The following is a 22,645-nucleotide window of genomic DNA, read 5'->3' on the forward strand; positions in this document are numbered from 1 at the left end:
GAGAGGGGGGTTATTCCTTTAGGCGGATCGGCCGACCAATCAAGTACCCTTTCCCTTTCTCAAGTTTTACACGCCGGGTTTCGCCGGGAACTCCGCCCTCGACGTGTATTTGGTGGTTCTTGTACTGGGCCATCGTGTCTAAGGTGCCGCCGTCGCTCTCAATCTCGACTTCAACGGTCTTCCCGGCGATTTCGTCTTGAGAGACCTTCGGCCCTTGATACTTGTTCTTCCCGGAGGACCGGTTCTCCTTTTTTGGCTTCGACGATTTTGCGGATTGCTTGGAGGAACCGGTTTCCTTTACGGACCGCTGGTAGGACTCTTGAGACTGTACCTTGCCATCGACGATAACATTGGAATCTGCCATCGCTCGGTCGTGGAATGTCCCCTTACTATCACCGACATCCCCCGGTTTGGATTCGCCCATCTGATAGGCATCGTCAGAACGGTGTCGATAGCCGTACCGGTCTTTGTTATCGCGTGCCACGAAAGAAGGACCTATGTCTGACAAGATAAGTTTTCTGGAGCAGGAACTCTGGGTGAAGGTATCCGATCCCGGAGGGGTTGAATCCACGAATCATCAAATCAGCAGATTTATAATTGGCGGGAAAGCCGTATCCCGGTAGATTACAGAGCATGGCCGAGTCCTCCACAGTCTCGAACCAGAAAGCCCTCGCCGGTCTCTTTAAGAACTGGCAAGCGGCAAATGCGTCCCTCTATCAATCTCACGGCAAACCTTCAAACGGAAGCGGTGACGGCGTAGAGGAGATCAACACCGCCGAGGATGTCAAAGACACTGTAGAACATGCAAAGGCCGTTGTCAAGCCAGACCAGCAGAATAAGAAGAGCTACCCGATTCCCCTACACCAGGAAAACGATCCAACCCCTACCCAGCAGTACGTTCTTTGGCGCCCTGATTCGGAGCAAATCGGCTGGTATGATTCGTCATTTGGGGTGAACGGTGTCACTCGGTTCACCTCTGCTGACACACTGCTTGGAACAGTCGTCTGTGAACGCCTCCAATTCTGGCATCCTGACGCAACTCTCGTTGAGGACAGTGAGCTCGAAGACATCGACTTTCCGGAGACGCGGGTGAATCCGCGGTCGGAATCCTCCTCGGCTGAACAGGATGCATTCTTCAACGACCTCTTGGAGTTTGTCCGAACGGAACGAGACACCGAACGTGAAACGAACTGGGATCAACACTGTGAGACCGGGATTGAAACACTCGTCGACCGTGGGTCTGCGGTCGGGCCATTCGTTCCCGTAACCCAAGGTAGAGGGAACGATGGAAATCCCAAGTTCATCTTCCAAATTACCGCTGAGGATGATGAGGATATCGACCTCTTCGAGGACGAAGATGTGTACCCGAATAACCTCTATATCCTAGATACGGTGAGCGACACCGATGAGTTCCCCATTGCTACTGAAGTAACGAATGTGAGTGGCCCCTCGTTGACGCTTCAACCGGACTGGGAGACCGTTGAGAATCGTCCCGTTGTCGAAAAGCTACTGGCAAACGAACAGACCGACTTCTGGGTAACTCCGCTTCTTAATCCAATTCCGTTTGAGCGGCGGTTAGACGCGATCAACGAGGTGAAATCAGACACAGGAAAACGAAAGTTGCTTACCGGGAGTCGGCCAGTCAGGTTCTCGCCGAACAAGTTTGCGGTCCCTAGTGTGGAGGTGGACCTTAACCCGTATCAGAAGCAGGCGTTGGTCTGGGCTGACAGTGCGGAGGATATGGTTTGTATCCACGGGCCACCTGGCACTGGGAAGACGCGTACCCTCACAGCGTACGTCAAGCATGCTGTTACCCAAGGGCAGTCTGTGCTGGTGGCCGCTCACTCAAACCAAGCGGTCGATAATCTCTTAGTGGGAGACAGTACGGTGAATGACCCCGAATCTGATACACTTCACGCGTTTGTATGCGATGAGGAAAGAGGTGAAGCCGAACTGACGATTGCCCGAGTCGGGCATAACTCGCGGAACAAAGTCGTTCAATCACACTACATGGATGTCTCCCCGAAGAGTGCGGATGTCGTCGCAGCAACAACGAGTGGTGCAGCGCAGTTCGATAAGAATGAGTTTGACGTTGCAGTCGTTGATGAGGCGACGCAGGCGAGTCGTCCAGCGACTGCGATTGTCGTCAACTGTGCGCAGAAGGTAGTGCTGGCAGGCGATCACAAGCAGCTCCCGCCGTATTGTGCTGATGAGTCAATGAAGACTGAGGATATGCATATCTCGCTCTTTGAGCACCTCTTGGATCAGTACGGAGACAATGTTTCTGTCCTTCTGCGCCGCCAGTATCGGATGAACGAAGAGATCGCCGAGTTCCCCAACCAAGCGTTCTACGACGGGAATCTGGAAACCGCGGACAAAAACGCAGATTGGCAAATTGACGATCTAAAACCGGTGGCACTCATCGATATCGAAGGAACGGAAAAACAGGAGACTCACGGGAACTCGCGGTATAACGTCGCTGAAGCGGAGGCCGTTGCGAAGCAGGTCAAACTCCTCATGATGTCTGGGCTTGAACCGGCAGATATCGGCATCATTTCCGCGTATAGTGGACAAATTGGGAAGATTTGGTCACAACTACATAGACTTGATGCTGACGATGTGGACCAGGTATCAGTCGATACGGTTGACTCCTTCCAAGGAGGTGAACGGGAAGCGATCATAGTCTCGTTCGTACGGAGTAACCCGGAGGGAAACAGTGGGTTCCTGACGTTCCCCGAGGAAGGGCCACGGCGATTGAACGTCGCACTCACGCGTGCCCGGAAGCGACTGGTTGTGGTCGGGGACTTTGACACCTTGTCAACCGTTGCTCCACATCGGACGACAGCTAATAGTTGTGCTAATCTCTATGGGGAACTATACGAGCTGTTGGATTCGCAGGATCGGGTCTTGAGTATGCGGTCGTAGGTGCCCCATTGTATAGATCAGAGGCATTTCAGCCAAGGACTCTTCCTTACCGGAGTTTGGCATTGAGAAGTTCTGCGTGACCGTTTAGAACTGCTTTCCAGTCCTTTCTTTCGTTAGCCCAGGATTCAATAGTGTTATTTGCGAATTTGGTTTTGGACTGGAAATCGGTCCATCCAATACTGTGTTGTTGTAGTGTCTCTTTCCAATTCTCCCAAAGGTAAGAATTCACGGCGCTTTGGATTTCCCAGCTATCCACTATTCGGTCACCACCTTCTGCATACATTCTTGCTACTTCTTCAGAATCTACTCGCTTTCGAACCTCGCTATCAGACGGTTCGGGAATATAAGGAAGCTCCATACGCCTTGTCGATTATCTATTCAGAATAATCTTACTCTATACAGAATTTACTTCTGCTAGAGGAGGTTCAGCTCATGCTCAGCGAAGGAGCCTATGTCGAAGAATGGGAGCCGAAAAGGTAGGGGAGACACTAACCCCTTTTTCGATTTCTCTCAGTAGTCATTCTGCGTAGTTTGATTTTGGCGGAGGAAGGGCAGACGCGTGGTGGCGACTTAGCTTCGTAGTTTTGCTACGAGATCTTCAACTTCTATACCGTTGTCCTCAGTCGTCTCTTCGGTCTGACGTTCTTGGTGTTCGGACGGTACTTCCACGGTCTCGTTGATCACCGGCGTCTGCTCGTATCTGTCGTGGAGTGTCCGTTGCGCGTCACCGACAGTACCTGGCATTGAATCGCCAATACTGTGGTCTCCAGTCGAGCGGTGTCGCCAGTTGAACGCGTCGCGGTTATCGTTGGACCCCACAACTACCACCTCGTAAAGGTGTTATTTAATTTTATCTCTGGTCAAACAATCTCCATTGCAGTACGCCTGTACATATCGTCAAGATCAGGACCACCGAGTACGGTGTAGAGTTCTATTAGGTCCGCGACATCGCTTGTACAATAATCTTCGAGTAATTGAGTGAACTCTTGGTGGACACTGGTTGCTTCGATACCCGCTTCAACGTTTTCGACGTATTGTTCACCGAGAACTTTCCCGATGTGTTTGCCCTGTACAGCAGAACCATCTATCTCTGAAAGGTATCCACCTGGGAAATCATAATCGTCATACCAGATGCTGTCGTTGTCGATACCCGCAATCTCGTATGCTTTCCAATCGGGGAGTATATGCTGGTCTTCCCATAGTTCGTCAGCATACTCGTCAGCCGCGGCGAGTGCGACATCGATATGGTTCTCGAATAGCCTTTCAGTACGTTTACGAAAGTCGTTGTCGGTAGTCGCGTCTATATCTTTAGCCCAATTGAGAAGATGCTTACCGTCAAACCAAGTGCCGTTGTACGTAAGGAGTCTTTCGACATTCCGTTGATTGCACCACTCAAACAGTCGCTGGTAGAGGTCCTTAGTATAGGAATCTTCCCAGTTCCCGGCCCGGAACAACACTTCTGTTTCTGGCGTTTCTTCAAGCTCGTCAACGTATGCGAGGCTGACGGCAAACCATTCGTAATACTTCGTTTTGTTTGAGTTCTCGGGTGGCTCTTCGAATGGACTTGCAGTTTCGATATCGAGTACCAGCGTCCCCATACTAGGAAAGCACCTCCACACCACCCTGTCCAAGGAAGTCTACAAGAATGTTTTCAAATCAATACATATTGAATTCTGGTTTACCAGTTTGGGGAACCAGAATATCCATTGTGATTCTGGAATAAACATTCTAACGAGACTAGAACTCACTTCCCAAATTGGTTCTCCCTGAACTACTTACGAGTAGAAGACGACGGGGCGGCGGTCGCCACCATGTTCATCCTCAGGAAGGTGCTCTGAGAGATCCTCGCGGGTGTCGTCGCCGAGGAGTTGGTTGAGGACGTCGACGGCAGAGGCCCGGAGGAGGGGTTTGTTGTCGTTGCCGCAGTTTTCGTCGAAAGTGCAGGCAGGGCAGCCGTTGGGTTGACCGCAGTGGCAGTCGCGGAGCTGATCGCGGGCGCGTTCGGCGAGCGCTTCGAAGTTTTCGTAGATGGCGCGAGCGAAGCCGAGGCCTCCGTCGACGCCGTCGTAGATGAACCAGCCGGAGGCGGTGCGGCCGGTGAGCTCCTGAGTGCGTTGTTCGAGTGCGTGGGTGGCGGCTTCGAAGGAGTCGCCGATGGAGTCGGTGATGTCGTCGTAGTCGGGGTGGGCGTAGTGGGTGTCCATGACGAGCGTGGCGAGGCCGCCGAGGTCGTTTTTGTCGACGCGGAGTTCGAGCGGGGCGGTTTGGATAGTGGCGTGTTCTGCGGCGTGGAGCCCAGCGATGTATCCGAGGTGGGCGATACCGGTGTTTTCGGGGTCGACGCCGGTTTCGATGCCGTAGTCCTGGTACTTGCGGGTGAGGGCGGTTTCGACGTCTTCCGGGACTTCCACCCAGCAAAGCTGCGTATCCATCAGGATCGGCGGGGTTTCTGTCGGGATTGCTTGTTGTTTCGGGTCGCTATTGCCAATGTAGAGCTGGTCGTAGGAGTGGTGGTGGACGAGCACGGTTCCGCGGCCGAAGTGGAGAGTGAATCCGTTGACCTCGCGGGATTCTTCGGACTCGGCGTCAAGAACGTTGACTTTGTTTCGGGTACGGGTGTAGTACTCGCAATCGACTGGTTTGAGTTCGATGATGGGTTGCGGGCGGTCTTCGTCGACGTTGACGACTTCGAACTGCTGACCGTTCTGGAGGCGGACTGCGCCTTCGTGGTAGTCGCGGTAGGCGCGGTTCTGTTCGATTGGTTCTAAGTCGAGATCGTCGGGGAGGCCCCACTTGTCACGGTCGACATCGGCTGCGAGTTGAAGGCGGTAGTCCGTGTCGGTGGTGCCGTACAGGTTGACGCGTGTCTGTGGGCGGCTCGGGCCGGAGTAGTGAACGGCGGCGTCAAGGTAGCCGTCGACGAAGCCAGCTTCGCGCCACATCTTGACGGCAGCCCGAAGTCGGTCTTCATCCGCGAACGTACCGATATCTGATTCATCGAGTGCGATTTCGTCGGCGGCGGCGAGGACGTGAGTCGCAAAGACAGAGTTGTTCGATGTGTCGACGACGGCGTCTTCGACGTCGTTTTCGAGGAGGTACTCGGGATGGTTGAGGATGTACTGATCGAGTGTGCGGTGATCGCCGACGAGGACAGCGAGGCTGCGGCTTGCTTCGCGGCCGGCGCGGCCGATGCGTTGCCAGAAGGACTGTCGCTGGCCGGGATAGCCCATGAGAACGGTCGCGTCGAGATTGCCGATATCGATCCCGAGTTCGAGTGCGGATGTCGTTGCGAGGCCGGTGAGGACGCCGGTTTTGAACTGGTGTTCGCGGGAGTGACGGGTGTGGCGACCGAGGCCAGCGTTGTACGCTTCTCTCCCGACGGTGGTCGGATGGTCGTATTCGCGGGGGTTGTTCCGGCGGTGTTCGTCTGCCCGCTGGATGCTAAGCTCGGTGAGTTTGCGGCTGTCGCAGAACAATAACGTGCGGATGCCGCGCGAGGTCAGATGGTTGAAGACTTTCGGCGCTTCGACGCTGGCCGGGACGCGCTCGGCGATGAACTCTTCGCCTTCCTCTTCTGGATCATTCGCATCGTCGATGTCGATATCGAAGGTTTCCTCTTCGGGCGTAGGGTCCTGTGTTTTGTCCCGCGGCGGCGGGTTCCAGAGGATGACGTCGCGGGGGCCGTGCGGCGAGCCGTCGTCATCGATAACGGTCACGGAGGCGTTAATAAGTTCCTCGGAGTGATCCCGGGGGTTCCCGATTGTGGCGGAGGTGAGGACGTATTGCGGGTCACCGCCCCAGTAATCGGCGACGCGTTGCATCCGGCGGAGGATCCACGCGACGTGCATGCCTTCGATGCCAGTGTACGTGTGCGACTCGTCGATGGCGACGAGGTCAAGGGCGCTGTAGAATCGGCTCCACTTGTCGTGGTGTTCGAGGTAGACGTTGAGCCCGGCGAAGTTCGTGAGGATGACGTCGGCTTGCTCGCGGATGGCGCGTCGGTTGCCTGTTGTATCGCCGTCGTAGATTTCGACGCGGATGTCTAACCCGAGTTGGTCGTACAGTTCGTCGAGTGCTTCTTGCTGGTCTTTGGTGAGCGCCTTCATCGGATACACGCACAACGCGGTTGAAGCGTCGTTGTGTTCGGCGGCTCTCGTTCCGTCGGGGTTGAGCACGCCAGCATCGAGGAGATTCCGTGCGATTTGGAGGCCGTAAATGTGAGTTTTCCCGCTGGACGTTGATGTCGTGACGGCGACGTTGTCACCTGTTTCGAGTGCATTGAGCGCGTCGGCTTGGTGGCTGAACAGGTCGTGCGGGTATGGCTCGGCGAGCTCTGGACGGAGGACTTCCGCTGTCGGGACCGTGTCCGCTGGTTCGGCTGGTAAGCCGATGGTTTCGAGGTATTCCGAGTCGGGGGTGAGAGAGGTTCTCGGGAACGTGTCTATAATGGTGTCCGCATCAACGTCGGCTCGTGCGTTCGCGTCGGTCGAGGTGGTGTTGTCACTCATGGTTAGAAGTCGGTGAGGCCAGCTTGTTGTCCGGTTGCGCCGCCAGTGCCGCTGTCGGTCATATCACGTCGCGTGGCATTCGTGATTGCTTGGTAGACGTGCCAGAGTGCCCGGCAGTCGTCTTCGCAGTACGCCTTATGGCGTTCCCAGTCCGGTTCAGCCGCTGGAGAGTCCGGGTTGCGCATAAATTCTTGATACGCAGCAGCGGTTTGCGCGCCAGTTAACCCGGTTCCGGCAGGATCGTAGCCGAGCGCGCGAGCAACGTGGTCGAGTTTGTTCGTTCGACCGGGGAGGAGGGCATTCCCGTCGCGGACGGCCCATTTGTATAGGTCATATGTCCAAATGTCGTTCCAGGCCTCGACGTATTCGGGGAGGTGCTGTTCAAGGAACTGGGTGATCTGTGGATAGTCGAAGTTGTACCCGTTCCATGTGAGCACTGTTCTGTCTTGGTGGTTGGCGAGGAACCACGTGATGAACGCTTCAAGTACTGGCTTCGGGTCGTTTGGGTGTTGCTTCTCGATGAACGCTTGATGTGTGTCAGTTGCTGGGTCGTAGACGCCGAACTGCCAGATGATGGTAGGGGAGAGCCCGTCGGTTTCGATGTCGAGGCAGAGCGGTGGGCGGTCGTCACGTGTCTTGACTGGTGTCTTGTTTGTGAGAACGATGGGTTCGCCTGAGTCGATGACGTCTGCGTGAGCGTGTATCTTCTCGGCAGTCGTCTGTCCAATGCCGGAAAGGTCCGTGAGCGTACTGATGGCGAGGTTCTGGACATCGCCCGTTGTTTGACATCCCTGTCTGCGGAGCCGCTTCGCAGTAGACTCGGCGACACCGTTCAGCGCTTTGAGCCCGAACTGATCGGCGTCGACAGCTTCTGCTGCAACCGTCCCTTGAGGCGTGCAGGTGTACTGTGCGAACTTCAGTCCGTGTTCCTCAGACGCTCCGAGTCCAGAAATCGGGACCTGCACTGATGAGTGATTATACGAGAGTGACCACTTGTGGTAGTACTCTGCTGGCTGGCCGCCTGCGAGGACCGTGACTGGTTCGGACAGGGTAGCAGTGATCGCCGCCAACTGCTCAGCCTGAGGGAGGGTCGTGGAGAGGGTCGTCGTATCCCACTCAACGGAGAGTTGGGGGACGAAGAGGTACGTCGCCGCCTCGGAGCCTGTCTGCCGCTCACCCGATGACAGCTGGGTCTGAAGTCGAGGGAGGACGTCCCCGCTTTGGACGGCGAGAATGTCTATCGTCTCGGGGGGTGGCGCTGTGTCAGGTGCTCCGTGAACGCCCGCGTCAGAGGAGTATCGATAGTGGTGGACGCGGTCAGCACCGTGGCCGCGTTGCGGGTGGAGAACTGGGAGGTCCGGTGCGGCGTCACGGGCGGTCGCATACGCAGTCGGGGTTCGGGCCCCAGGGACAGTAATGAGCGCAGCCGTGAAGTACTGGACAGCGTCACGGACCGCAGGCTGTGACACGCGGTCGAGGGTAGACGCGGGAAGTGCCAGTAACTCCAGGGGTGTTTCGCCGTCCGTGGTCGAATCGGTGTCTCCGGTCATTGTTGGGGTTAGTTAGATGAAGCCGATTTTATCTCGGAGTTTGTTGGTCGGTGGGAGGTGCTGGCGAGCGGCCGCAGTGCTTGCCAGGTCCGCGTACATTGTCGTGATTGGAAGGCGAGCGGTGGCATTGGATGCGCCGACGTGCGCTTGCGACAGGAGGTACGTTTGCGCAGTTAACGTCTCGATGGGGGTATCGCCGTGGACGCGTTCGACAGTGATGGGTTGTGGGAGTCCGGTGCTTTCTCTGCTGGCGAGGGTTTCGGGTTCCCCAAAGGTGGCGACGATGGCTTTAGGAAGGTCCTCGTAGATGGCTGCGGTCGCTTTCTGCGGTGTGTCGAAGTGAGCGCCGCTGTATTTCAGTACGCGGGCTGGAGCTTGCTTCCGGATCTCGACGACATCGTACGCGACGTCGAGTTCCGTGAGGAACTTCTCGACTTCGCCGAGGTCTTCGTTTGCGAATCCATCTCGGTGGATCGTGATGTGGTTCGGGTACCGGTCGTATCGGGTCCGGAAGCCCATCACGGCCTGTTTGACGATCTCTTTGAGATCTTTCGGCGGGATCTTCTCTCCAGACTGCGGTCGAGAGGAGGTGTATCCGAGGACGGCCCCGTCAGCGTGAATCGCGGTGGTTGCGGCGGCGAGATGGACGTGGTTACCGTTCGCTGATTCGTCGTACTGATGGGTGACGTCGATTCCAAGGTGGAGTTCTGACTCGCCAGGCAACGCACGCTCAATAGTGAACGGAATGCCTCCTGCAGCCGCGACCAATCCGAGGGCGATGTTGATGATCGTGAATCGCTCGTCGAGTGTTTCCTCGTGGGCGAACTGGCTGTTGAGGTCCTTCGTAGCGAGAACCTTTTTCACCTCGTCGTAGACTCGCTCCGGATCCGCCGTGTCGAAGTACCCGGTGTTCTTCGGCGGGAGCGTGCAGAACACGGCGTCGTAATCGTGGTCGTCCGGGATTTCCGCCGCAATTTCCATGCCCAGCTGGTCAGGTGACATCGTCGCGTCGAAGGTGACCTCTTCGACGCTGTCTGGCGGAGCTCCGATCTGTTCTAGTTTGCTTTCGAGGGTGGACCATCCCCGCTGGATTCGCTTATCCCGTTTCTCCATCCGGACGTGGCACACGCGGAAGGAATCCGGTGCTTCGTAAACCCCGAGGCTCGTGACGTCACTCGGATGCGTTCCGGTTTTCCCATCACTGAACTGCAAGACGTCTGCCTCTGGGTCGAAGAGCCCACGGATTGAGACGTTCTCATCGCCGACCAACGGATCTGACTCGAACTCGACGGTGTGCCCGTCGAACTGAAGTGGGTCAAGTTGTTTGACGAAGTCCTCAGCCTTCGAGATGCATTGCTCGGCTGACAAACGTGTATTGAGCCGTTGTTTCTCCGCAAACTCCGGCGCGAATCGAGCGAGATTCTCAGGGTGACCTTGGAGTGCCAGGAGTTCAGGTGGGAACGCCATCTCTGTTCCATCGCCCCGCTGACGGACCGTCCAGATAACCTTACGATCTGCGTCCTCGATTTTCTGTACTTTCGCTGGATCGACCCAGGGTTCCTCGCGGTGATACTGGACGAGGCTTTTGTTCCCCTCGATATGGAGCTTGTCAGTGACGGTTTCTGACCCCACGCCGATAACGTACAATCCCATATCTCGGTACGTTGGTGTCACCCTGAGCCCAGGATGAATCTCGTCTTCATCGAGTTGATCGAGCGTCTTGTCCGAGAGAATCCGATGGCGGTAATCGACGTGCAGATAGGCTGCACGCGTGGGGAGGACCTCAACGGTGAGGTTGTATCGCTCGTGAAGGCGGAACCCCTCTTTCTCGATAACGGGTTCGATTTCTAGGATTTTATCGATTCCGTGGATGTCGTACTGGTCGCGTTTCGAGTCCTTCAGAACTTCACCGAGCATTTCACCCAGAATCTCCCGGTCATCTTCGTCCGCGAAAGCGACCGGTCGCTTACCAACCTCGTTAATCTCGAAGCGGGGAAGGTCCACTCGTTCATGCGCGAGTTTCACGAGGGAAACCAGTTTGAACGCACTCCCAACCACGACCGGCGTGACGTCAAGTTGTTGCCGGACTTTGCGGCGCGCGCGGTACGTCGCTCGCAGCGCGTTCTCGCCAGAAGGTCGGAACCCTCGCTTCGGAACGAGTTCGTACTCGTAGACGTCGTAGTCTGGAAGATTCTCTGTGGCACGGAACGTCGTAAGACCGTGATCGCCACTAGTAGCAGATGTGTCTGGAGTTTCAGCCAGACCGTCTTCGAGAGCTTCCTCTGTACTCGGTGGGCCCGACATTTCGAGAAGCTTAGCATCACTCTGAACAGTAAGATTCTGGTATCTCTCCCCGTCGTTTCCTTCGTCGATTTCGTACTCGACAGCTGTGATGAGGTAGGTAGCCCCCCTATCGTAATCTGCTTCGTAGATCTCCTCTGGTGCAGAGTTTTTCCAGATCGTGACGGTCCGGTCATCACCGCCGCCGTCTGTGAATTTCAGGTTGCGTCGAGGGTACTGACCCTCGTTCTCGAAGACCGCGTCTAAGGTGAATCGAACGGCGTAGGTGTCTCCAACCGGTACGTCGTTGAGTGAGTTCTTGTCAAGATTAACTGGTTTCATTGTGCGTCCTCCATTGCCGGGATGCACTCAGCAGGTGCTTCGACCGTGAGCTGTTCTCCTTTTAAATGATCGAAGTTCACTACAGCGTCCTTCGTCGCCAAAATCTGTCCCCGGACCCCAAGTACCTCTGACTGGAGTTCGTCACCAACAGTGACTTCGGGCAGGTTCAGGACAGTCGCGTCATCGCCAGAGAAGTGAACCGGGACCGTGATAATCCGATCATCGAAACCGTCCTCGTCATCCGGAAGGACTGAGAACGGTTCTAGAGACCCAGTTAGTACCTCACGACAGGAATTTGCAGCCGTGACGAGTTCCTGTTTCGGGTCATCCAGCGGCTCGTACCATTCTTTCGTCGATTCCGTCGACACCACATCATCCAGAGCTTCTTCGATGATCCCGGCGACACGACGATTCGGTGTTCTCGCAACGACCATACCGTGCGTCGCTCCTTGCTCTGCCCAGCGACTGACATACCGATCTGCCTGCGTGATGCCAGCCTTCACACAGTCTTTGGCAACTAGGTAGACGACGAAGTTGTGCGCACACGACCGTCGTTTGAACGACGGGAACGGGCAGTCCTGATACGTACAAGACGTTCCAGGAGTGAAGATGCACTGCTGGTGTGGCGGCTTCGACTGGCACTCCTGGCACGGCGATGTGTCTGCTTGATCTCCGCAGTGCTGGCACCGGAATCCAGGCTGGATATCGACGCAGATCTCTTCACCGACGAGACCTGCGAGGTCTATCGGCCCATCCGTATCAGCGAGGTATAGTCGTGGTTTTCCCCGTGACCAGGAGACCATTGTCGGGTGAGCACTCACTGTAGCCCGAGAGCGGAGCGTAGTAGTCTGTCGAACTGTCATTTGTACCCTCCGAGAGTTCCCTGAAAATCGGTCGGGCTTCGATACGGATCGATAATTTCGTCGGTCAAGTGTCGCATCGCCTCAGCCTGGATCGCCATCTCGATCTTGCGGCCGTAGAGCGTGATACGACCGGTATCGTCGAACCCAACTTCGACCTGGATATTTCGGTCCGGGAGATCGACACGGACCTGTTCGAATGGATCCCCGAAGTATTGCTCCCACCAGTCCGTGTCTCTCAGGTCGCCCCTATCTTGAGCCGAAACGTGGTCTGGTCTTTCGCGCCTGCTCGGACTGACGTCGACACGTTGGACGCGGCTGGATTCCTCGATGACCGTTCGCAGGTCATCTTCGTCGAACTCTACCGTCTCAAATCTCACGTCCTCATCGAGAACTCCCGTGAGTGTCGTGAGAATCTCCTGTTCAACCTCCTTTGTCGCCTTCTCGATGGCGACATATCCGTTCTGGAGGAAGAGGATCGGATACCGTTTCGCGCGTTTCGTTTGTTCGGTGCCTTCGAGCGTGGTCCGGTCGTAGTACGTCTCACGACCATACTCAGCCCAGCATAGCCCATCTACTCCCTCGGTGAACGTGTGCGGAAGCATTCCGCTGTGAAGGTCGACGTCCGAGTCGAACGCCGAGGTAGCCTCGATTCCGGCTTCGATCTCTTCCGTGTCGATGCTCTCGTCTCGCAGTGGCACAATTTTGTAACTAGCCATCGAACTCGGCCTCCTGGTTGATTCGTCGTTGGATGAACGGTTCCAATGTCTCGGTCACTCGATAGAACGCGCGTCGTCCCTCTCGGTCGCGTTCTACAAATCCTCTGTCGCTGAGTTCCCGGAGGTGGTAGGAGATGGTCGATTTGTCGCGGTGGAGTTCCTCAACCAGTGTGCCTGGTTGGACACCCCGGTCATTTGGAAGTTGGAGTATCTGTTTCAATACTGTAAGCTTTGACTCTGAGAGGTTCTGGACACGTGTACTCGCATCGGCCAAGTGGAGTCGGTCAGCAGCCGAGTTCGTGGCTGCTACGTCTCCTGGATCCAGTTCTTTCCGGAAGGCCTCTTGGAGCGACTCTAACGCGAGGATGTGAATCAAGCGCGGGATCCCCTCGCTTAGCTCATGGATGCGCTCCATGGTGTCCGACGGGAGTGTAAACTCGTTCTCGGAGAGCACCTCGAAGATGATGCGTAGCGTTTTGTCGGTGTCTTTGCGGGGGAACGCATCAAGGTAGATCTCTTTCGAGGGCGGGAGGGCGTCTTGGATTCGCCCTCGGTTGATGCCCCACCGTTCAGGCGTCCAAGTCGTCACGAATAGGCCGCTGTCTACAGCCTGTCTGAGTTCGGTGAGTGAGGTTTCGATTCGCTTGTCTAGGCCACAATCATCGATACAGACGATTGGGGTTTCGAGTTCGGTCAGCCCGTGAGCGAACTCATCGAGAAGGAATCCTTTGTCGGCCTTCTTTCCGAGATCCGTCGCGTCGATGAACTTCGTATCGATGTCCTCGGAGAGTCCCGTGAGAAACGAGATGACCGTGTGGAGTAACTGAGTCTTCCCGATCCCTGACGGTCCGATTACAGGGGTGTGATAGACATCCTGTTGCTGGGTTACGAAGCCCGCGTACTCACCGACTTCGTCAAGCGCATCTTCGTGATTCACCGCTTTTTCAGGGTAGTTTCGGAAGTATTCTGTGAGTCGGTTGCGGCTGGCTTGTTCTGCTTGGAACCCGTGATCCGACAACCAGACTTCGTAGCTTCCGATGTGCCCCTGTTGTCCGCGTTCGAAGGCTTCTCGGAAGCGGTTTTTCTTGTCTTCGTCTCCGTTGCCCGGTTCCATCAGTTCCAACGCCTCAAACTATCCAAGATATCCAAAACTATTAAAACCTATTGCTTTGATTGACTATCTGTGGTAGCCACATGTTGACGCTCACGCACATCGCGGACACGCACCTCGGCCACCGGCAGTACGGGTTGAAACAACGAGAGGACGACATGGTGTCGACGACGCGTGCTGCATTCCGTGAAATGGTCGAGGAGCACGAGACGGACGCGATTCTGCTACCCGGGGATCTGTTCCACTCGCGGGATCTCCGCCCGAAGGTCCTCGACCAAGCAGAACAGGAACTAAGCAGATTACCGGACGACGTGCCGGTGTTAGTATCCCGAGGGAACCACGACGAGAACTTGACGCCACGCGAGGTGACGTGGCTAAATTATCTGCATCGGCGTGGCCACATCGTGTTTCTGAAGGCAGACCTGGAGGCGGATCCGGAAACCGCTCGGTTCGACCCGTACGACCCGAGTGACCCGGGGGATTACGCTGGATTCTACGACATCGAGGTCGAGGAGTGCGACGGGCCGGTTCGGGTGTTCGGACTCCAATGGCGAGGCGCAAGAACGAGGCAAGCGTTGCAACAGGTGGCAAACGGGATTGAAGCAGCGAACGCCGAGCACGGTGAACCGGCAGCGACCGTGCTACTGGCGCATTTCGGAATGGAGGATGAGGTCCCGACGCTCGGCGGGACGGTAACGCACGGGGAACTCCGAGATGTGAAAGAGCACGTGGATTATTTGGCACTCGGACATATCCACAAGCGGTACGAGGCTGCTGACTGGATCTATAACCCTGGCTCCCCGGAAGCGCACAACACGCGCGAAGGCCGCCACGACTGGGAGCACGGCTACTGTTCAATTGCGCTATCTTCCAACGGAAACGAGGCCGAAGACGCGGTTGAGTACGAAGTGGACCACCACTCGACCAAGCGACGGCCGTACTACCAGGTGGAGTTCGATGTAACGTCGTACGACTCGCCGAGTGAACTCAAAACCGGGTTCCAAGAGCATGTCCGAGGAGAGCAATCGAACATTGACGAGTATTGCCAGAAGGAGGCGTTCACAGCGAATGGTAATCCCCGCGCGCCGATCATCGATCTGCGGTTCACCGGGACATTACAGTTCAGTCGGGGAGACTTCCGGACGGATGAGCTCGCAGAGTGGCTGAAAGACGAGTGTGATGCTCTGTACGTGCAGGTGAACACAGGGATCCGGACGGCGGACGTGCAGCAACTGATCTCCGAAATCGACGAAGAGGAAGTGTTCCAGGATGGGCGGTTGAACACGAACGCGTTGGAACACCGGGTGTTCGAGACGATAGCGAAGGAGTCCATCTACGATGACCACGCGGAAGACGTCGCCGACGTGCTGGGGAACGCACACCAGATGGCGCAAGCGGAAGAGGCAGTCGAAGATATCCGCGATTCGGTGAGCTCCGCACGGCAGGAACTGTTCCCTGAATTGACTGGCAACATCGTGCTTGACATCGATGAGGACCCCTTCTCGGACACGGATCCCGATGAGGAGACTGAGTCAGGAGATGAAGAACCCAGTCGAGAGGTCAGCGATGAAGCGGAGGTGGTGCAGCAATGAAGATTACTGAGGTAGCGTTAGAGGATATCAAGTCGTACGAGGGGCGGACAGTCGTGTCGATTGAAGGCGGTGTGACCGCAATCCTCGGTGAGAACGGCGCGGGGAAATCGACGATTCAGGAAGCGATTGGGTTCGCATTATTTGACTCGCTGCCGTTCAACAATAAGGACTTCGTGCGCGAGGACGCGAGTTCTGGGACTGTTGAGGTCACATTTGAGCAGGAGACCGCAAAGGGACAGCAACGCTTCCGCGTGACGCGGTCAGCCGGGCGGTCAAACTACGGCGTCCACAGGTACGATTCCGAGAACGAAGAGTGGATCAACCAAGACATCGATTCCAAATCCCAACTCATCAAATGGTTGTGCGCCCGGTTCGACGTCGAAGATAAAGAGGAGCTGCAGAGCCTGTGGAAGTCGTGTATCGGCGTTCCGCAGACACGATTCCTCTCTGACTTTGCGGACAATCCGAAGCCACGGAAGGAGAAGTTCGATGCGCTGCTGAATCTGGATGCGTACGAAGAGTCCTGGAATCGGCTCAAGGACATTCCGGATGCGATTGAGCAGGAGGAACAGAAGCTCCGTGAGGAGATTGCAGGGCTCACGAGTACGGTACAGGACCTGCCGGACAAGCGGGCGAAAGCGGAATCGCTGGCCGACGAGGTCGCATCAATCGAAGCCGAGATTGAGCGGAAAACCGACGAGCTGACTGAGAAAAAAACAGAGCACGAAGAGTTAGAAGCCGTCCAGAATGAAATCGACAGCCTCGAACAGGAGGTGCGGTCACAGGAGCAGGAGATCGAGGCTACCAAGCGAGAGCTAGAAGCTGCAGAGAAGGAACTTCGCGCCGCTCAGAAGGCACAGGAGAAATGTGAGGAGAACCGTGAGGGGTATCGCCGGCACGAGGAAGCGAGTAAGCGGCTGGACGAGCTGGAGGAACGAGAGAGCGAGCGGGACACGCTTGCTGAGCGGAAAGACGAGCAGAAACAGGAGGTCTCGTCGGTCGAATTCGAGGTGAACCAGCTTGAAGATGACTTAGAGACGCTGCAGTCGGCGCAGGAAACGTTGGAGGAGCGTGAGGACGAGAAACAGCGGTACGAAGAACTTGACGAGAAGATCAACTCGCTACAGCAGCGTGAGGGCGAGGTCGAGGAACTACAGGAACGAATCGACGATCTCACCGGAGATATTAGCGAGAAGCAAGAGAAGGTGGAGTCGCTCGAAGCGAAAGTTGAGGTCATCGAGGAAGAGTGGGAGGCGACGACGCGTCCGGGGGAACTCGACGAGAAGATTAACGAGCGGAAGGCGCGCCGGAAGCAACTGAAGAACGAACGGGAACAGCTCGAAGAGCAGTTGGAGCGACTGCGAGATACGGATGTGGATGCGCCGTGTCCGACGTGTGACCGACCACTGAAGGAGGAACACCGGTCGGACGCAATCGACCAGCGCGAAGAACGGATCGAAGATATCGACACAGAACGTAAGGAGCTCAGCGAGGAACTCTCTGTTCTACGCGACCGTCGGGAGGAGGCCCGAAACGTCAAGCAACGTGCCGATAAGCTCCCGGTTCACCGTGAGAAGATCGAATCGTTGGAAGGAGAGGTCGAGAATCTCCAGGCAGAGAAGTCGGAGGCAGAGGAGACACTAGAGGACCTCGAAGAAGAACTGGCGGAACTGCCAGAACTCGAAGCAGAACGGGATGAACTGCAGGAAGCGTATGACGAGTACGAGACTGCGGAGTTCCGAGTGCAGGAGCACGCGGACATCCCTGACGAATTAGAGGAGAAACGGGCAGAGCTTGATGCTACCAACTCGAAGTTGGAGGAGATCAACGACGAGTTGGCGGAATACGAAGGGCTGGACGAGAAACTGGCCGAGGTCAAGGAGACACTGGAGGAGACCGAGTCGGCGTATCAGACGTACATCAAGCACGAGCAACAGGCCTCCCAGGTAGAGGAACGGCAACAGGCCGTCAACGAGACGGAAGAGGAACTGGCCGAGCTCAAAGACGCCCTTGACGAGACGAAAGCCGAGCTCGAAGAGACGAAAGCAGCGTTCGACGAGGAGCGACTTCAGGCGCTTGAGTCGAACATCGAGGACCTCAAAGGTGAGATAGAGCGAGCGAAAGGCTCGCTCGAAGAAAAGAAGGAGAATCTCACCGAGACGCGCGAGGAAACCCAGCGCTTAGAGACGGCGTTGGAGGAACGGCAGGAGAAGCTCCAGCAGTTGAAGGAGCTGAAAGCCGATCACCAGTTCGCGGAGTGGGTCCGGGAGAATGTTCGGGAGGCAGGGCCGAAGATGCGGGAAATCATCACCGACCGAATCGGGGCGCGGGCGAACGAGTTGTTCCGGACGATCCGCGGTGCGTCCGCGGAAACGCTTGAGTGGACGAGTGATTACGAGATCGTCGTTCACGACGCGGACGTGAAGAAGTCGTTCTCGACGCTAAGCGGTGGTGAGAAGATGGCGGCTGCGCTCGCGGTTCGGCTCGCCATCCTCGAACAGCTGGCGTCGGTCGGCGTCGCGTTCCTGGACGAGCCGACGGCGAATCTCGACCGGCAGAAGAAACGCAACCTGGTGTCACAACTGAAGCAGCTGGATAGCTTCGAGCAGCTCACTGTCATCAGTCACGACGAGACGTTCGACTCGATGACGGACTACACGATCTCCGTGACGAAAGACCGGCAGACGTCGGAGGTGACGGTCAATTAATGCCGATTGATAAACGCGGGGTCGCCAGCGAGTTAGAGGCCAACGTCGAGACGATTGAGTCGTACCTGGAAGACGACTCCGGAATCGTCGAACGCTACTTGGACGCGTTTCAGCGCCTCCCAGACGAGTGGACGAGCGATGAGATTCGAATGGCGTTACAGGACACGTCGTATCCGGGCGCATACCCCACGGACGCGTTCGACAACGCGACCAATGTCATCGTTCCGCACCCGGAGAGTGACGGATGGGAAAACCATGAGGAAGTCAACGAGTGGGCACGCGACATCGTCCGGGACGTGCCCGTGATGGCTGTCGACGGGTCACAGCTCCCGCCGACCACGCAGTTCAACGTCCCGGTCGCATACGTGCAGTCGGCATGGGCGGTGAATCATCACCACGCGGAAGGCCGACTCGACCGGAGCGTCGAAGGACGACTACTGACGCCTGACGAGGTGACACAGGAATCGGAAGACGGCGATTACCGGTTCGTCGATTCGCAGCTCGTCGGTCATCATCGCTACGAACACGAAGGGCAGCTCCTGATCGAGAAGTTGTCAGATCTGGCCGCTGCTCGTGACGCGGGAGATATCGAATACGCGCCAATAGTGTTCTACGACGGGCCGTTGATCGCGTCGTTTGCGAACCCGTTGAAGCCTGAAACCCGGGAGCGATATCTCTCGACGTTGAGCCGGGTGATCGCGGCAAGCCAACACCATGAAATTCCGCTGGTCGGATACGTCGCGGGTTCGAGTGCGACGGAGTTGGTGAAAATGACGCGGCTCCTGTGGCGTGAGGAGTTCGAAGATGATCGCGTCATTCCGGACGCTCACGTACTGGCAGAGTTGATGAGTCCCTGGGGCGACACGACGGTTCCGTTTATCTCGAAGCGAGACGGAAGTGTCGACGCGTTACAGGCGACGTACGAGGGTGAGACCTACGAGTTCCGTGATGACATTCTGTTCTCGTATCTGAACGTGCCACCGGGGGCTGGACTAGACCGTATCGAATTCCCCGGGTGGCTGTGCCGTCGTGACGGTCCTGACGGGTGCGAGTCGATGTACGAGTACACCGTCGAGATTGTCCGCGCAGAGGCCGGTATCGGGCGCGGCTACCCCGAGATCCTCCAGCAGGTGGACAGTGATGCTGTGCTGGACCACCAAGACCGCCAAGAGTTTCACCGGGTCGTGCAGCGCTGGGCCGAATCGAACGACGTGCCACTGGAATGGAACGCCAAGGCACTAAGCAAGGAACTCCGCCGCCGATGACAGACCCACATATATCAGAGATGATCAGAGCACCGCTCGTCCGACAACCCCGAAGCACCCTAGAGGTGAACCTATGACAGAGTCAGTAACAGAACTCGATACCCCGGACCTCGACTCGTGTGTCCGGATCGGGAGCATCGTTTCTTCAAACAGCCACCTCGACTACGTCGTCGAGATCTTCAAAGAGCGAGATTGTGACCGGCCGCCAAAGCTTCACGAGCGCGAATTCGGGCAACCCGTCTTCATCAAGAAGGTCATTGACGGGACGGAGCATGCGGTCATGGGTGTGATTTACGACACGAAGCTCGTCGATCCTGACCAAGGTCGAACCGGTCCGCGATTAGCCCAAGACGACCAAGCGCAGTTCACACCTGGATACATCGAGGAGCGAACCACGCTCGCTGGCGTGGCGCTCCTCGGGACAGCTGTCGTGACCGACGACCGGTCGATTACCGATCCGACGCATCGGATGCCGCGGTGGACGTTAGAGGTCGATGATACGGTCTACCACTGTCCGGATGAGGTGACCGTCTCCTTCCACACCGTCGACGGGCAGATCCAGCTGGCCTACCTCGACCGACTCATCGACATTGCAGGTGACCTCGGTGCTGAGGTCATCGTCGCACTGATCGACCGGCTCCGACGGATGCTCCCCGAGGACGATTCGAACCAGCGGGTACTCGATGTGGTGGAGCAAAACATCGAGTGGCAGGCGCACGAGCGCCGGGGGGTGGTCTAATGTCCGGGAAGTCCTCCGTTGTCGGTACTGTTGCCGGACCAGGTGATGACCCGAACGAGTTCGTCTTCGTCACCCCTGCGGACAAGTCGATAAAGACCGGGGAGTTCATCACCTACACTGTCTCCGTCGATGGAGGGAACCGGTCTGTGCTCGCCAGGGTAACGAACCGTGAGTTGATTCGCGGGCTACCCGAGGGCTTTCTCGCAGATCCCGAGGTTGGTCCAGATACGGTCGCGGCAACCCTCGGCGTCCCGACCGACGACACCGAATTGTACCGGCTGACGGCGACGGTCATCGGGTACTATGACACTGAGATGACCACGTTCGCTAATCCGCGACAGCTCCCGGCCCCAGGGACACCACTATCGATTGCTCCCGACCAACAGCTCGAAACAGTTCTCCCGAACCTCGGCTGCGAGACGGACAGTACTGACGTCACGGAGCTAGAAGGGACTGCGCACCTGGGATGGTTACTGAATCGGTCACCGAAGGCGACGAATATCCACATTCCAATTGAGGAGTTCGCTTCGACGCACCTGGCAATCCTCGCATCCACTGGGAGCGGGAAATCGTACACAGCCTCTGTGTTGATCGAGGAAATGATGGGGGCTGATTCCCGTGCCTCACTACTCGTGTTCGACCCGCACGGGGAATACGATACCCTCGCGGAGATGCAGGGGAACGAGGCATTCCGAGGCGAGGACGGGTACGAGCCGGAGGTCGTATACTACGACCCTGAACGACTTCGGGTTCGTATCTCGGAACTGGAGATAGGCGACGTCATGGCCGTCTTAGACAATCCGAGCAACCGGATGCAAGAGCGTTTGTCGACGGCATGGCGTGCGATGCAGCGACAGGAGAGTCGGACGTGGGGTATCGATGAGCTTATCGGTGAAATGGAAGCGAGATACGGGGAGGATGACGCGAGTGTCGGTGCGTTAGAGTGGCGACTTCGCCAGTCGATTGAGCGGAACGATCTGTTCCACCCCGAAGACAACGTTCCGCTGAACGAGATCGTGGATCCAGGTCAGTGTACAGTGTTGCAGATGGATACGTTGGATCGGTGGAATCAGCAACTCATCACGACCGTTCTCTTGCGACGGATGTATCGAGAGCGGCTCGATGCCGTCCGAGACCGAGACTCTCAGATTGAACATCCGCTCTTCGCGCTGTTCGAAGAGGGGCACCGGTTCGCACCAGCGTCTGGTGATGCGCCGTCACTTGGAATCATGCGAACGATCACGTCCGAGGGCCGCAAGTTCGGCTTCGGGCTGGGAATCATCAGTCAACGTCCGTCGAAGATCGACCAAGACGTGCTGTCACAGTGCGGGACGCAGATCTCGATGCAAATCAAGAACCCGAATGACCAGGACGCGATCAAGAACTCTGTTGAGGCTGCCGGTGAAGACGTTCTCCGTGAGTTACCTGGTCTGACGCCTGGGCAAGCGGTCGTCTCTGGCGATGCGATGAATACGCCGGCGCTGATACAAGTTCGGCAGCGCCGGACGTCCCACGGGGCAGGGAGCCGTCCCGTTATTGAGGAATGGCGTGACGCCTACGATCAGCGGCAGCGTGAACCGACACAGTCCGAAGCAGCCGACTTTGGTGAAGGCGATTCGACCGGTGTCCAGAGTCTGGATTGATGCCAACCGAATCACGCTGAATACCTATCACGTATTCTATGGATAGCGAGAACGGAGGTGTCCAGAATTATTCGCCGGCTTCAGCGGACCGTTAGTAGTGTTCCTCGGTAGCCTCACGGGGGGTGTCCAGAAATACTATCAAGAATATTCCAATTCGGGGTTTAAATCAAGACAACTGGGGTACCCGTTAGCAAACCAAGAGAAACACTAGTATCGGAGATAGCAAATTGGTGCTTCGTTCGTCTGAATAACCAGTGACTCGCTCTCTACGAGGCTCTTTGGTAGACTGTCAGTAAGAGTTCTTGTTTAATTAGTATAGTGGTGGCGAGCACTGTCAGTGGTGTCAACACAATCAACTGGCCTGCGCGCCGGATTCGTTCACCGTCGGCCCAGGATTTGAGGA

General features: G+C 56.6%; 15 protein-coding genes. 6 read left to right on the forward strand and 9 right to left on the reverse strand.

The window, feature by feature from the left end:
• Nucleotides 1–10 precede the first annotated feature (10 nt).
• Nucleotides 11–484 carry a hypothetical protein gene (locus M0R88_RS15845; protein WP_248649984.1) on the reverse strand — a complete coding sequence of 158 codons (474 nt, stop codon included), beginning with the start codon at nt 482–484 and terminating at the stop codon, nt 11–13.
• Nucleotides 485–633: 149 nt separating this feature from the next.
• On the opposite strand from M0R88_RS15845, the gene M0R88_RS15850 reads away from it, so the two are divergent.
• On the forward strand, nt 634–2,925 hold the full coding sequence (locus M0R88_RS15850) for a DEAD/DEAH box helicase (protein ID WP_248649985.1): 2,292 nt from the start codon (nt 634–636) through the stop codon (nt 2,923–2,925).
• A gap of 46 nt (nt 2,926–2,971) precedes the next feature.
• Here M0R88_RS15850 and M0R88_RS15855 read toward each other — a convergent pair whose 3' ends face one another.
• From M0R88_RS15855 to M0R88_RS15890, 8 genes are all read right to left on the reverse strand, one after another.
• On the reverse strand, nt 2,972–3,283 hold the full coding sequence (locus M0R88_RS15855) for a hypothetical protein (RefSeq protein ID WP_248649986.1): 312 nt from the start codon (nt 3,281–3,283) through the stop codon (nt 2,972–2,974).
• Nucleotides 3,284–3,785: 502 nt separating this feature from the next.
• Nucleotides 3,786–4,523: a hypothetical protein gene (locus M0R88_RS15860; RefSeq protein ID WP_248649987.1), complete on the reverse strand. Its 738-nt coding sequence runs from the start codon at nt 4,521–4,523 to the stop codon at nt 3,786–3,788.
• 177 nt (nt 4,524–4,700) lie between these two features.
• The gene (locus tag M0R88_RS15865) at nt 4,701–7,433 is read right to left on the reverse strand and encodes a DEAD/DEAH box helicase (protein ID WP_248649988.1); all 2,733 of its coding nucleotides are present in this window, start codon (nt 7,431–7,433) and stop codon (nt 4,701–4,703) included.
• Between the two features lie 2 nt (nt 7,434–7,435).
• Complete coding sequence (locus M0R88_RS15870) at nt 7,436–8,983, reverse strand: ribonuclease H-like domain-containing protein (RefSeq protein ID WP_248649989.1); 1,548 nt, start codon at nt 8,981–8,983, stop codon at nt 7,436–7,438.
• Between the two features lie 12 nt (nt 8,984–8,995).
• A complete protein-coding gene (locus M0R88_RS15875) occupies nt 8,996–11,605 on the reverse strand; it encodes a Piwi domain-containing protein (protein WP_248649990.1) in 2,610 nt (869 codons plus the stop codon).
• Nucleotides 11,602–12,468, reverse strand: a complete 867-nt coding sequence (locus M0R88_RS15880; protein ID WP_368408840.1) for a DUF2797 domain-containing protein — start codon at nt 12,466–12,468, stop codon at nt 11,602–11,604. Before M0R88_RS15880 ends, M0R88_RS15875 begins: the two co-directional genes overlap by 4 nt.
• A complete protein-coding gene (locus tag M0R88_RS15885; RefSeq protein ID WP_248649992.1) occupies nt 12,465–13,184 on the reverse strand; it encodes a hypothetical protein in 720 nt (239 codons plus the stop codon). The genes M0R88_RS15880 and M0R88_RS15885 overlap by 4 nt, the downstream gene beginning before the upstream one ends.
• Nucleotides 13,177–14,307, reverse strand: coding sequence for an ArsR/SmtB family transcription factor (locus tag M0R88_RS15890; RefSeq protein WP_497007280.1), 1,131 nt, complete (start codon nt 14,305–14,307; stop codon nt 13,177–13,179). The genes M0R88_RS15885 and M0R88_RS15890 overlap by 8 nt, the downstream gene beginning before the upstream one ends.
• 71 nt (nt 14,308–14,378) lie before the next feature.
• Between M0R88_RS15890 and M0R88_RS15895 the strand changes: the two genes are divergently transcribed.
• The 5 genes from M0R88_RS15895 to M0R88_RS15915 all read left to right on the forward strand — a co-directional run bounded on the left by M0R88_RS15895 (nt 14,379) and on the right by M0R88_RS15915 (nt 22,242).
• Entirely contained in the window at nt 14,379–15,887 is a 1,509-nt protein-coding gene (locus M0R88_RS15895; RefSeq protein WP_248649994.1) for a metallophosphoesterase family protein, read from the forward strand.
• Nucleotides 15,884–18,595 carry an AAA family ATPase gene (locus M0R88_RS15900; RefSeq protein ID WP_248649995.1) on the forward strand — a complete coding sequence of 904 codons (2,712 nt, stop codon included), beginning with the start codon at nt 15,884–15,886 and terminating at the stop codon, nt 18,593–18,595. Before M0R88_RS15895 ends, M0R88_RS15900 begins: the two co-directional genes overlap by 4 nt.
• The gene (locus M0R88_RS15905) at nt 18,595–19,860 is read left to right on the forward strand and encodes a DNA double-strand break repair nuclease NurA (protein ID WP_248654414.1); all 1,266 of its coding nucleotides are present in this window, start codon (nt 18,595–18,597) and stop codon (nt 19,858–19,860) included. Before M0R88_RS15900 ends, M0R88_RS15905 begins: the two co-directional genes overlap by 1 nt.
• Before the next feature lie 73 nt (nt 19,861–19,933).
• Nucleotides 19,934–20,599 (forward strand): DUF8166 family protein, encoded by a 666-nt coding sequence (locus M0R88_RS15910; RefSeq protein WP_248649997.1) that lies wholly within the window; start codon nt 19,934–19,936, stop codon nt 20,597–20,599.
• The gene (locus M0R88_RS15915) at nt 20,599–22,242 is read left to right on the forward strand and encodes an ATP-binding protein (protein ID WP_248649998.1); all 1,644 of its coding nucleotides are present in this window, start codon (nt 20,599–20,601) and stop codon (nt 22,240–22,242) included. The genes M0R88_RS15910 and M0R88_RS15915 overlap by 1 nt, the downstream gene beginning before the upstream one ends.
• Nucleotides 22,243–22,645 lie beyond the last annotated feature (403 nt).

This window comes from Halorussus gelatinilyticus, from assembly GCF_023238445.1.
Taxonomy (GTDB): Archaea; Halobacteriota; Halobacteria; order Halobacteriales; family Haladaptataceae; genus Halorussus; species Halorussus gelatinilyticus.

Excerpts from the sequence above, each read along its gene's own strand:
- M0R88_RS15850 (WP_248649985.1), top strand. The coding sequence starts at position 634 with ATGGCCGAGTCCTCCACAGTCTCGAACCAGAAAGCCCTCGCCGGTCTC.
- M0R88_RS15855 (WP_248649986.1), bottom strand. The coding sequence starts at position 3,283 with ATGGAGCTTCCTTATATTCCCGAACCGTCTGATAGCGAGGTTCGAAAG.
- M0R88_RS15860 (WP_248649987.1), bottom strand. The coding sequence starts at position 4,523 with ATGGGGACGCTGGTACTCGATATCGAAACTGCAAGTCCATTCGAAGAG.
- M0R88_RS15865 (WP_248649988.1), bottom strand. The coding sequence starts at position 7,433 with ATGAGTGACAACACCACCTCGACCGACGCGAACGCACGAGCCGACGTT.
- M0R88_RS15870 (WP_248649989.1), bottom strand. The coding sequence starts at position 8,983 with ATGACCGGAGACACCGATTCGACCACGGACGGCGAAACACCCCTGGAG.
- M0R88_RS15875 (WP_248649990.1), bottom strand. The coding sequence starts at position 11,605 with ATGAAACCAGTTAATCTTGACAAGAACTCACTCAACGACGTACCGGTT.
- M0R88_RS15880 (WP_368408840.1), bottom strand. The coding sequence starts at position 12,468 with ATGACAGTTCGACAGACTACTACGCTCCGCTCTCGGGCTACAGTGAGT.
- M0R88_RS15885 (WP_248649992.1), bottom strand. The coding sequence starts at position 13,184 with ATGGCTAGTTACAAAATTGTGCCACTGCGAGACGAGAGCATCGACACG.
- M0R88_RS15895 (WP_248649994.1), top strand. The coding sequence starts at position 14,379 with ATGTTGACGCTCACGCACATCGCGGACACGCACCTCGGCCACCGGCAG.
- M0R88_RS15900 (WP_248649995.1), top strand. The coding sequence starts at position 15,884 with ATGAAGATTACTGAGGTAGCGTTAGAGGATATCAAGTCGTACGAGGGG.
- M0R88_RS15905 (WP_248654414.1), top strand. The coding sequence starts at position 18,595 with ATGCCGATTGATAAACGCGGGGTCGCCAGCGAGTTAGAGGCCAACGTC.
- M0R88_RS15910 (WP_248649997.1), top strand. The coding sequence starts at position 19,934 with ATGACAGAGTCAGTAACAGAACTCGATACCCCGGACCTCGACTCGTGT.
- M0R88_RS15915 (WP_248649998.1), top strand. The coding sequence starts at position 20,599 with ATGTCCGGGAAGTCCTCCGTTGTCGGTACTGTTGCCGGACCAGGTGAT.